A 9,852-nucleotide genomic window follows, 5' to 3' on the forward strand; every position below is an offset into this window, starting at 1 on the left:
TACAACTCTTTGCCGCAAATCCAAAGAATGAGTCGGCATTCCTTTCTCTCCTTCCTCTTGAATACCTGTACCCTATTTTAAATTAAAAGGCTGTACCAGCCAGGGCTCCTAAATTCCGTAGAGATACTGTTGCCAGCATTTCGCAAGTGGATACTTCCACTTCTTCCATGTGTGATATCCTAGAGACTAGGGGTAAGGCACAGTTATCACGGACTGCTGCCTGATCTAGCGAACAAGAATCGGGCACTTACGGATTGTTTTCCTGTGGTGAAGATCCTCAAAGCAGGAGAGGTTGTGTTTTTTCCCTAGAGCTTCTTAGCACTCAACTTTTTAGCACTCAAAAGGTGAGCTGTGGACAACCCAAAGCGACTGTTGCTCATCGATGACGATCCGAACTTAATCCTGCTGGCCAAGGACTACCTAGAGTTTCGCGGTTATGAGGTGGTGGCGGCGAGCAACGGTCTGGAGGGGTTGGAAGCGATGCGCCATTTCACTCCAGACCTGATCATCTGCGATGTGATGATGCCGGAGATGGATGGCTATACCTTTGTGGAAACCATTCGCTCCAACAGTGCTACGGACTGGATACCTGTGATTTTTCTGTCGGCGCGTGGGCAGACGGCGGATCGGGTGCGCGGCCTGACCACAGGGGCAGATGTTTACATGGTCAAGCCCTTTGAGCCGGAAGAATTGGTGGCGCAGGTGGAGTCTTCTCTCAAACATACCGAGCGCCTGTTACAAGTGCAGAATGTGGGCATTCAGCCGGTCATAAAACTGGATCGGGAAATTGAACTTACGCCAACGGAAACCAAGGTGATCCAGTACGTGGCCAGGGGCCTGTCCAACCGCGAGATTGCCGAAGTTCTTGGGGTGAGCCAGCGCACCGTTGAAAGCCACGTCAGCAACATGCTGGGCAAAACCGGCCTGCACAACCGCACAGAACTGGCCCGCTGGGCGATAGAAAGTGGTCTGGGCAAAAAACCGCTATGATTCCTCTCCTTTTTCGGAGTCCTCTTGCTTAGCGGCTCAGGAACTCTCTCTCCTCAGCCCGATTGGAGATAGGGTGGTAGCAGCGCTTGCAGAGCAGAATAACCATGGTGGGTAAGTTTTTTCAAAAATTGGCAGGAGAGGATCCCTTGTCGGGTCGGCTACCCCCTGGGCAGCATTTGGCGCGGGGCTTTCCGGTGCTCACCTACGGCGATACGCCGGTGATCCGGCCAGAAGAATGGCGGCTGCGCATTTGGGGATCTGTGGAAAAAGAAGTAGTGCTCACCTGGGAGGATCTGCTGGCCTTGCCCCAACATACGTTCACCGCCGATTTTCATTGTGTTACCCGCTGGTCAAAGTTGGATGTGACTTGGACAGGGGTGCGGATCCCGGACGTGTTGCAGGCAGTATCCATCGCTCCTGAGGCCAAGGCGGTGATGCAACACTGTTATGGTGGCTACACCACCAACCTGACTCTGGAGGAGTTCATCCGCCCCGAAAACTACCTGGTTCACACCCTGGAAGGCCAGCCGCTCCCGGTAGATCACGGTGGGCCGGTGCGCACTTTGATCCCTCACCTGTACGCCTGGAAAAGTGCCAAGTGGATCGGCGGCCTGGAGTTTCTCCCCCAAGATCAGCCGGGCTTTTGGGAGCGCAACGGCTACCACATGCGCGGTGAACCCTGGGCAGAAGAACGCTACAGCGATTCATAGAGGCTCTGGGATTTTGCCCTCCTTGGCCAGGGATCCCTTGAAGCTTTTTGCCACCGTCTGCCGTTTTGGCCGCAAACTGAAAAGGGTGCCTGCATCTTCAAGGAAGAGATCAAATCGGAAGCCTCGAAAGACCCAGTAAGCAGAGATCATGGGATCCCGTTCACCGCGTCCAGCCCGGCCCATCCGTTCCGGCCACTATCCGGCCAAAGAGCTGTGCAGCCAGTGTGGCCTTTGCGATACCCGCTACGTGGCCCAGGTCAGAGAAGCCTGTGCCTTCTTGAACCAGCAACTGACCCAGTTGGAAGAACAGACCCACGGGCGATCCCGGGAATCGCTGCGCTCAGGATCCCTCGCCGTCACCGATACCGATTACTTCGGTGTCTACGAGGCAATGTTTACGGCCCGCAAACGGGATCCGATCCCTGGTGCCCAGTGGACGGGCATCGTCAGCAGCATTGGCATGAAGGCCCTCACCAGCGGCTTGGTGGAAGGGGTGGTGTGCGTGCAGGCGGATGCCCAGGATCGTTTTCAGCCCCGGCCCATCTTGGCACGTACCCCCGAAGCGGTCTTGGCGGCGCGGGTCAATAAACCAACCCTGTCCCCCAATTTGTCGGTGCTGGAGCAAGTGGAGCAAAGCGGCCTCAAGCGCCTATTGGTGATCGGGGTGGGCTGCCAAATTCAGGCTTTGCGGGCGGTGGAAAAAAAACTGGGCCTGGAGAAGCTGTACGTGTTGGGCACGCCCTGTGTGGACAATGTCAGCCGTGCCGGGCTGCAAAAGTTTCTAGAAACCACCAGCCGCTCCCCACAGACGGTGGTGCACTACGAGTTTATGCAAGACTTCCACATCCACTTCAAACACGAAGATGGCTCGGTGGAAAAGGTGCCCTTCTTCGGCCTCAAGACCAAAGAACTCAAGGACGTGTTTGCCCCCTCCTGCCTCAGTTGTTTTGACTATGTGAATGCTCTGGCAGATCTGGTGGTGGGCTACATGGGATCCCCCTTGGGCTGGCAGTGGCTGCTGGTGCGCAATCAGCGGGGGCAAGAGCTGTTGGACTTAGTCTGGGAGGAGCTGGAAACCCAACCGGTGATCTCGCAGGGATCCCGGAGGGCGGCAGTGCAGCAGGGGATCCCTGCCTACGATCAAGCCCTGACCCTACCGATGTGGTTGGCCCAGATCATGGGGGCGGTGATCGAGCGGTTTGGGCCACGCGGTTTGGAATATGCCCGTTTTTCCATCGATTCCCACTTCACCCGCAACTACCTCTATGTGCGCCGCCACTATCCCCAGAAGTTGGAGCAGCACGTGCCCCCCTTTGCCCGGCGGATTGTGGAGCAGTACCAACTCCCGCAAGACTGAGGCTCAGCAGTAGCGGATCCCAGCTTCCGCCCAGCGATCGATAGCCTGACCTATGCGCTCGCAATCGGCAATTAGGCTAATCCGCACGTAGCCCTCTCCTCCCTCTCCAAAAGCGCTGCCGGGGGTTACGACCACGCCTGTAGATTCCAGCACCCGCAGGGCAAACTCCGTCGATCCCTCAGGGGTGCCGTCGGCAGCGCGGGGGGTAGGGATCCAGAGATACATCGTCGCCCGTGGCGGCTCGATCCGCCAGCCCAACTCCGCTAGGCGGCCGATCAGATAGTCGCGCCGGCGGCGGTAGCGCTCTTGTACCTGCTCCAGGTAGCTATCCGGCAGGCGCAGGGCAGTTTCGGCGGCCTTTTGGATGGCGGCAAAAATGCCGTAGTCGAGATTGGTTTTCAGGGTGCGCAAGCTCTGGATGATCTGGCGATTGCCCACCACAAATCCCACCCGCCAGCCGGCCATGTTGTAGGTTTTGGAGAGGGTGTGGAACTCCACTGCCAAGTCCTTGGCGCCTGGGATCTGCAGCAGGCTGGTGGGCCGGTAGCCGTCAAAAGCCAGCTCGGCATAGCACAGGTCGTGCACCAGGATGAGATCGTAGCGGCGGGCAAACTCCACCACCTCCTCAAAAAAAGAGCGGGGCGCAACTGCCGCCGTCGGGTTATTGGGGTAGTTAAAGTAGAGCACCCGCGCTTGCTGGGCCACTTCCGGCGGTATTTCTTGCAGATCGATCAACCACCCCTTCTGCGGGCGCAGCATCATCGGGTAGATCTGCCCGCCGGCAATCATGGGGCCGCGAAAATGGGCTGGATAGGCAGGGCTGGGCACCAACACCAGATCTCCGGGATCCACATAGGCCAGAGCCAGGTGGGTCAGCCCCTCTTTGGATCCCAGCAAAGGCAGCGCCTCTCCATTGGGATCCAGCTCCACCCCGTAGCGGCGCCAGTACCAATCCGTGATCGCCTGGCGGAAGCTGGCCGTGCCCTCAAAGGGCGGGTAGCCGTGGTGGGCGGGATCCGCAATGGCCGCCTGCGCCGCCTCCACCACCGGCTGTGGGGTGGGACCATCGGGGTTGCCCATGCCCAGATCGATCAAATCCAACCCCTGCTGGCGGGCGCGGGCCTTCAGCTCATCCAAGCGGGCGAAGACATAGGCGGGCAGCTTGTTCAGCCGCTGGGCGGGAACGAGAGCGCGGTTCATGGCAAGAATGGGGAAGGGGCACAGCCGGTGCCTGATGGGAGGATAGGTACCTAACTTACCGCCAGACCTGCATCCAAAGCAATGATCGAGATTGGCGGCTTTGGGCATCCGGGATCCCGAACAGCTAGGATAGATATCCCAAGTTATCGACGAGCCAACAGTGCCCCTACCTCTTGTGGCCATTGTGGGCCGCCCCAACGTGGGCAAATCCACCCTCGTCAACCGCATGGCGGGGGTGCGTTCGGCCATTGTGCACGATGAGCCCGGCGTGACCCGGGATCGTCTGTACCAGGAGGTGGAGTGGAACGGGCGCCGCTTGCGGGTGGTGGATACCGGCGGCCTGGTTTTTGGCGACGACAGCGAATTTCTGCCCCACATTCGCCAGCAAGCGATGGCAGCCATGGCCGAGGCCCAAGCCGTGATCTTCGTGGTGGATGGCCGAGAGGGACTGACACCCGCCGATGTAGAAGTGGCCGATTGGCTGCGCAAACAACCCCTGCCGGTGGTGGTGGCCGTAAACAAGTGCGAGTCGGGGCAGATGGGCCTGGCTCAGGCAGCAGCCTTTTGGGAGCTGGGGCTGGGGGATCCGATCCCCTGTTCCGGCATTCATGGCAATGGGGTAGCCGAGCTGTTGGAGGCGGTGCTGGCTCACTTGCCCGAAGTGACCGCAGAAGCCGCAGGCGAGCCGGATCCCATCGCCGTCTCGATTGTGGGGCGGCCCAACGTGGGCAAATCCAGCCTGCTCAATCGCCTGGTGGGATCCGAGCGGGCCATCGTCAGCCCCATTTCCGGCACCACCCGCGATGCCATCGACACCGTGGTCACCTGGGAAGGGCAGCCCTATCGCCTCATCGATACCGCCGGCATCCGCAAAAAAAACCGCGTGCAGTACGGCATTGAGTTCTTCAGCATCAACCGGGCCTTCAAGGCCATCCAGCGCTCGGATGCAGTGCTGCTGGTGATCGATGCTTTGGAGGGGGTTACCGAACAGGATCAGAGGCTGGCCGGGCGCATCGAAGAAGAGGGCCGCGCCTGTGTCATCGTGGTCAACAAGTGGGATGCGGTAGAAAACAAAGACACCTATACTATCAACGACTTTACCCGCGAAATTCGCGACAGGCTTTACTTTATCGAATGGGCGCCGCTCCTGTTTGTCAGCGCCCTCACCGGGCAACGCACCCACAAAATCTTTGAGCAGGTAAATACCGTGGTGGCCGCCCACCGCAAACGGGTTCCCACCGCTGTGGTCAACGAAGTGCTCCAGGATGCTCTTGCCTGGCAATCGCCCCCCACCAACCGCCAGGGCAAGCAGGGCAGAATTTACTACGGCACCCAGGTGGCGGATCGGCCCCCCACCTTTGTTCTGTTTGTCAACGATCCCGATTTGTTTAAGGATAACTACCGCCGCTTCCTGGAAAAGCACTTCCGGCAAAACCTGGACTTTACCGGTACCCCCATTCGCTTTCTCTGGCGCGGCAAATCCGAGCGCTTGGTTGGGCGGGCGGTGCGAAAATTGGAGAGATCCCTGACCTCTCGTTAGGCCCTCTGGTCTACTGAAAGCCTATGGCTGTGGATCCCAACGTCAAAACCCTGGTTGACAACCGTCGCGCCCGCTTCGAGTACGACATCTTGGAGACCTATGAGGCCGGGATCCAACTGACCGGCACAGAGGTGAAATCGATACGAGCGGGCAAAGCCAACCTGCAAGACGCTTTTGCCCTCTTTCGGGATGGGGAAGCATGGCTGCACAATCTGCACATCTCCCCCCATGACACCGCCAGCAAAGTGTTTAACCACGACCCTACCCGCCGCCGCAAGTTGCTGCTGCACCGCCGCGAGATCGACCGCCTACGGGGCTTGGTGGAACAAAAGGGCCTGACCGTGGTTCCCCTCAAGCTGGTGCTCAACCGCGGCTGGATCAAAGCCCATCTGGGCGTAGCCCGTGGCAAAAAGCTCCACGACAAGCGACAAGCCATCAAAGAGCGGCAAACCCAGCGGGAGATTCAGCGGGAACTGAAGGAACGATAAATTTCTCCCTGAGCCCCTGCTGGCTTCCACGTCGTTTGCCAAGCGCCTTTTTGTATTCTCAGATACAGCGATCTGCAGCGGGATCCCGATGATGGATGTAGTCTTCCGGCTTTGGATCCCTGTTCTGTTGGAGCTGCCTGTGAACTGGAATCTTACCCGCGCTTTTTCTCCCTCGAGAGGCTGGGCTATTGGCCTGGCAGTCGCCGCTCTACTGGGATCCACCCCCACAACGGCGCAGGAGACCTTCAAAGTGGGCATGGTGCTGGTGGGGCCGATGCAGGATGGCGGCTGGAGCCAGGCGCATGTGGAGGGCAGCGAATACGTCAAGGCCAAGTTGCCCGGTGTCGAGTTTGATTACCTGGATAAGGTGAACCCAGCGGATCGGCCCAATGTGCGCGCCTCCCAGGTGGCGGATGACATGATCGCCCGAGGGGCCAAGGTTATCATCTTTACTTCTGATGACCACAAAGACGACGCGATTGAAACGGCCCGCAAGCATCCCGAGATTGCGGTTATCCATGCTTCTGGGGACATGGCCTGGAAGGAAGGGAAAAATTACATCGATCTGCCCAACTTGGCCAACATCATGCCCCAGATGGAAGCGATGCGCATGGTGGCCGGATGTGCCGCGGCTCTGGGATCCGAAACCGGCAAAATTGGCCTGTTGGGGCCTCTGATCAACGACGAAACCCGCCGTTACGCTGCTGCTGCTTACTTGGGGGCCAAATACTGCTGGGAAACTTACCGGGATCGTCCCGAGGAGTTGCAATTCCGAGTGACCTGGATTGGCTTTTGGTTTAACATTCCAGGGGTCACTTTGGATCCGAGCAAGGTTGCCGATGACTTTTACAACGGCGGCTTTGATGTGGTGATGTCAGGGTTGGATACACCGGAGGCGGCGGTGCAAGGCAAACGGGCTGCTGAGGCCGGAAAGCGAGTGCGCTACACCCACTACGGCCTGGCCAGCGGTTGTAACTTTGCGCCCGAAATTTGCCTGGGGGTTTCCTACTACAACTGGGGGCCAGGATACAAGCAATTGATCGAGGCGGCTCGTGCGGGCACCTTCGAGAGCCAATTCTTGCGTCCGCCCATCGACTGGTCGGATATCAACAACCCGGACACGTCTTCGGCAGGGTTCATCATGGGAGAAGCCCTGGAGCCAGAAGATAGGGCTAAGTTGGAGGAGTTCATCGCCGGCTTGGGGAATGGCAGCATTCAGCTCTTCAAGGGGCCGCTCAACTTTCAAGATGGCACGCCCTTCTTGGCTGAGGGAGATGTGGCCAGCGAGGTCGAGATTTGGTATCTGGGCCAGTTGCTAGAGGGCATGGAGGGAGCCAGCAACTAGCGGAAGGCGTTCTAGGCTCCGGGGAGGGGGAAGAAGCGGTCGGTGGCTTTCACCCGCTGACACCAGGCTCGGATCTGAGGAAAGGGCTTGAGGTCAAACCCGCCCTGCTCCGCCACATGGGTGTAGGTGAAAAGGGCGAGATCGGCGATGGTGTAGCGGTTGCCCACAAAAAATGCTTTCCCCTGCAGGTGGCCTTCCATGATCTCCAAGGCCTCTGTTCCAGATTTCAAGTTCTGGGCGATCAGGTCAGCATGGGCCTCTGCTTGGCCGGCCCGTACCCAGAAGCGAGTGGTGGCGATGTAGCGGGCAATGCGGGTTTGTTCAAAAAGCAACCACTTCAAAATCTCAGCCCGTTCCAACTTGTTTTGGCCGTAGAGGGGGGTGTCTTCTGCCAGGTAGACCAAGATCGCGGCGGACTCGGCCAAGACCGTTCCATCTTCCAGTTCCAAAGCCGGGATCTGGCCCAGGGGGTTTTTGGCCAGGTACTCGGGGCGGCGGTTTTCTCCGGCCCTGGAGTTGACTTCAACCGTCTCATAGGGGATCCCCAATTGCTTGAGGAGCAATTCCACTTTGTAGCAATTTCCGGAGGTTGGGATCCCGTACAGTCGCAACATTGTGGTTAACCTCAGCCCAAAGCACCTTACAAAGAACTTCGTCCTAACAACGCCAACGGCAACCCAATCAACAAAAACCCTCTGTCCCTAACACTTTTTTAGCTAAACCGCCGAGAAGCCCCGCCCTCTGTCCGCAGGACGTATGGCCTACGGCCCGCTGAAGCGAACGCGCTAGCGGCGCGGAGCGCTTGGGTCGGGATGAGAGGCGGGAGTACCTTGGTTTTCAATGTACTGGCGCAATACCGAGACTGTTACCCCACCGCATGAAGCGATGAAATAAGACTCGTTCCATGGCACATTTTTTCGGTATATCTTGCTGATGTAGTCCGCAAACTCGCTTCTCATCCTGCGACTAGAGACGGATTTGATGTTGTTTACCAATTTGGACAGATCTATCTGCGGATAGTACTGGAACAGCAGATGAACATGGTCTGCCTCGCCGTTGAACTCAATAAGTTTACAGCCCCACTTTCGGCAGAGGTCATACATGAATCCATGTAATCGCTGCAGCATTTCGCCGGTAAATACCTTGCGACGGTACTTGGTGGTTAAGACCAAATGTGCCTTCAAATCAGATACAGCTCTGCCGCTGGAAACGAAATCATGCTTCATGGCTGGTGACATACTCCCATCACTGACCTTACAGGTACAGCGTGGGCTTCTCGCTTCATCGGGGAGCTACTGCAAGAACCCTCTGCGAGCAGACACGGGATGCCCAACCGCGTAGTTGCACCAGATTCCGGCAACGCCGTTTTGTACAACCATGTTGATTATAGTACAGAATATATTATATTATATATATATCCGCCTTTCATCCCGACCCTCCTGCTGTTGCAGAGAGTGCGGGGCTTCCCGGCGAGCTAGCTAATCTCTGCTGGCGCTATAATCAGTGTAGCGGTTTCTGAGCACGCTTAAGATGAGGACTGCCTATCAGTACCGTCTGCGGCCTACCCCCAGTCAAGTTGTTCTGATGGAGCAATGGCTGGAGCTGTTGCGCAAGCAGTACAACTATCGGTTGGCAGAGCGGTTTAACTGGTGGGAGCAAAACCGCTGTGATATAAACGCTTGCCCCTTAATCTGTCATTTGCCTGAGCTGAGAGACAGGCCTGATTTCTACTCCCAAAAACGGGACTTGGTGAATACCAAAGCAAGGTTCCCCGAATACCAAGCAATCCATTCGCAAGTCCTGCAAAACTGCATAGAGCGAGTGCATAAAGCATTCGACCGCTGGCTGAAAGGCGACCGTAACGGCAAGAGGGCAGGAAGGCCGAGATTCAAAGGGGCGGGCCGGTATCGTTCCTTCACCTTTCCCCAGGTAAAACAGGACTGCCTTCAGGGGAAGTTCATTCATCTGCCCAAAATCGGAGCAGTAAAACTGATTCAACACCGTCCTTTGCCTGACGGGTTTGCTATCAAGACTGCCACCATCACCCGTAAGGCTGATGGGTGGTATGTGACATTAAGCCTGCAAGATGCGTCTGTCCCTGAATTAACCCCCGATTCGCCAACATCAGAGAACACGATAGGGATCGACATGGGGCTGGACTCCTTTTTGGTGACCGATACAGGGGAGTCCGTCCCAGTGCCCCAGTATTACCGCCGCGCCCA

General features: G+C 57.5%; 10 protein-coding genes. 7 read left to right on the forward strand and 3 right to left on the reverse strand.

What is annotated here, in order from left to right; translation table 11 throughout:
* Positions 1-351: 351 nt before the first annotated feature.
* The 3 genes from ACVWZ1_RS13635 (at position 352) to ACVWZ1_RS13645 (ending at position 3,057) form a co-directional block, all read left to right on the forward strand.
* The gene (locus tag ACVWZ1_RS13635) at positions 352-990 is read left to right on the forward strand and encodes a response regulator transcription factor (RefSeq protein WP_011434112.1); all 639 of its coding nucleotides are present in this window, start codon (positions 352-354) and stop codon (positions 988-990) included.
* 104 nt (positions 991-1,094) lie between these two features.
* Complete coding sequence (locus ACVWZ1_RS13640; protein WP_414374616.1) at positions 1,095-1,700, forward strand: sulfite oxidase-like oxidoreductase; 606 nt, start codon at positions 1,095-1,097, stop codon at positions 1,698-1,700.
* Between the two features lie 148 nt (positions 1,701-1,848).
* Positions 1,849-3,057, forward strand: coding sequence for a Coenzyme F420 hydrogenase/dehydrogenase, beta subunit C-terminal domain (locus ACVWZ1_RS13645; RefSeq protein ID WP_457467367.1), 1,209 nt, complete (start codon positions 1,849-1,851; stop codon positions 3,055-3,057).
* A 3-nt stretch (positions 3,058-3,060) separates the two neighbouring features.
* Here the strand turns inward: ACVWZ1_RS13645 and ACVWZ1_RS13650 are convergent, their stop codons facing one another.
* Positions 3,061-4,257, reverse strand: coding sequence for an aspartate aminotransferase (locus ACVWZ1_RS13650; protein ID WP_414415961.1), 1,197 nt, complete (start codon positions 4,255-4,257; stop codon positions 3,061-3,063).
* A gap of 160 nt (positions 4,258-4,417) precedes the next feature.
* Here ACVWZ1_RS13650 and der point away from each other — a divergent pair, with 160 nt between their 5' ends.
* From der to ACVWZ1_RS13665, 3 genes are all read left to right on the forward strand, one after another.
* On the forward strand, positions 4,418-5,797 hold the full coding sequence (gene der / locus ACVWZ1_RS13655; protein WP_457467366.1) for a ribosome biogenesis GTPase Der: 1,380 nt from the start codon (positions 4,418-4,420) through the stop codon (positions 5,795-5,797).
* A 23-nt stretch (positions 5,798-5,820) separates the two neighbouring features.
* Positions 5,821-6,285, forward strand: coding sequence for an SsrA-binding protein SmpB (gene smpB / locus ACVWZ1_RS13660; RefSeq protein WP_011432891.1), 465 nt, complete (start codon positions 5,821-5,823; stop codon positions 6,283-6,285).
* 88 nt (positions 6,286-6,373) lie between these two features.
* Complete coding sequence (locus tag ACVWZ1_RS13665) at positions 6,374-7,630, forward strand: BMP family lipoprotein (RefSeq protein ID WP_414356312.1); 1,257 nt, start codon at positions 6,374-6,376, stop codon at positions 7,628-7,630.
* 11 nt (positions 7,631-7,641) lie between these two features.
* Here ACVWZ1_RS13665 and ACVWZ1_RS13670 read toward each other — a convergent pair whose 3' ends face one another.
* A complete protein-coding gene (locus ACVWZ1_RS13670; protein ID WP_457503694.1) occupies positions 7,642-8,244 on the reverse strand; it encodes a glutathione S-transferase family protein in 603 nt (200 codons plus the stop codon).
* 171 nt (positions 8,245-8,415) lie between these two features.
* Positions 8,416-8,856 carry an IS200/IS605 family transposase gene (gene tnpA / locus ACVWZ1_RS13675; RefSeq protein ID WP_414350393.1) on the reverse strand — a complete coding sequence of 147 codons (441 nt, stop codon included), beginning with the start codon at positions 8,854-8,856 and terminating at the stop codon, positions 8,416-8,418.
* A 304-nt stretch (positions 8,857-9,160) separates the two neighbouring features.
* Between tnpA and ACVWZ1_RS13680 the strand changes: the two genes are divergently transcribed.
* The coding region (locus ACVWZ1_RS13680) for an RNA-guided endonuclease InsQ/TnpB family protein (RefSeq protein WP_457503695.1) at positions 9,161-9,852 on the forward strand (692 nt) is incomplete at its 3' end.

Source organism: Thermostichus sp. MS-CIW-25 (assembly GCF_054060015.1).

Bases quoted from the DNA above. Each gene is read 5' to 3' on its own strand.
- ACVWZ1_RS13640 (WP_414374616.1), top strand. From the start codon at position 1,095: ATGGTGGGTAAGTTTTTTCAAAAATTGGCAGGAGAGGATCCCTTGTCG.
- ACVWZ1_RS13645 (WP_457467367.1), top strand. From the start codon at position 1,849: ATGGGATCCCGTTCACCGCGTCCAGCCCGGCCCATCCGTTCCGGCCAC.
- ACVWZ1_RS13650 (WP_414415961.1), bottom strand. From the start codon at position 4,257: ATGAACCGCGCTCTCGTTCCCGCCCAGCGGCTGAACAAGCTGCCCGCC.
- smpB (WP_011432891.1), top strand. From the start codon at position 5,821: ATGGCTGTGGATCCCAACGTCAAAACCCTGGTTGACAACCGTCGCGCC.
- ACVWZ1_RS13665 (WP_414356312.1), top strand. From the start codon at position 6,374: ATGATGGATGTAGTCTTCCGGCTTTGGATCCCTGTTCTGTTGGAGCTG.
- ACVWZ1_RS13670 (WP_457503694.1), bottom strand. From the start codon at position 8,244: ATGTTGCGACTGTACGGGATCCCAACCTCCGGAAATTGCTACAAAGTG.
- tnpA (WP_414350393.1), bottom strand. From the start codon at position 8,856: ATGAAGCATGATTTCGTTTCCAGCGGCAGAGCTGTATCTGATTTGAAG.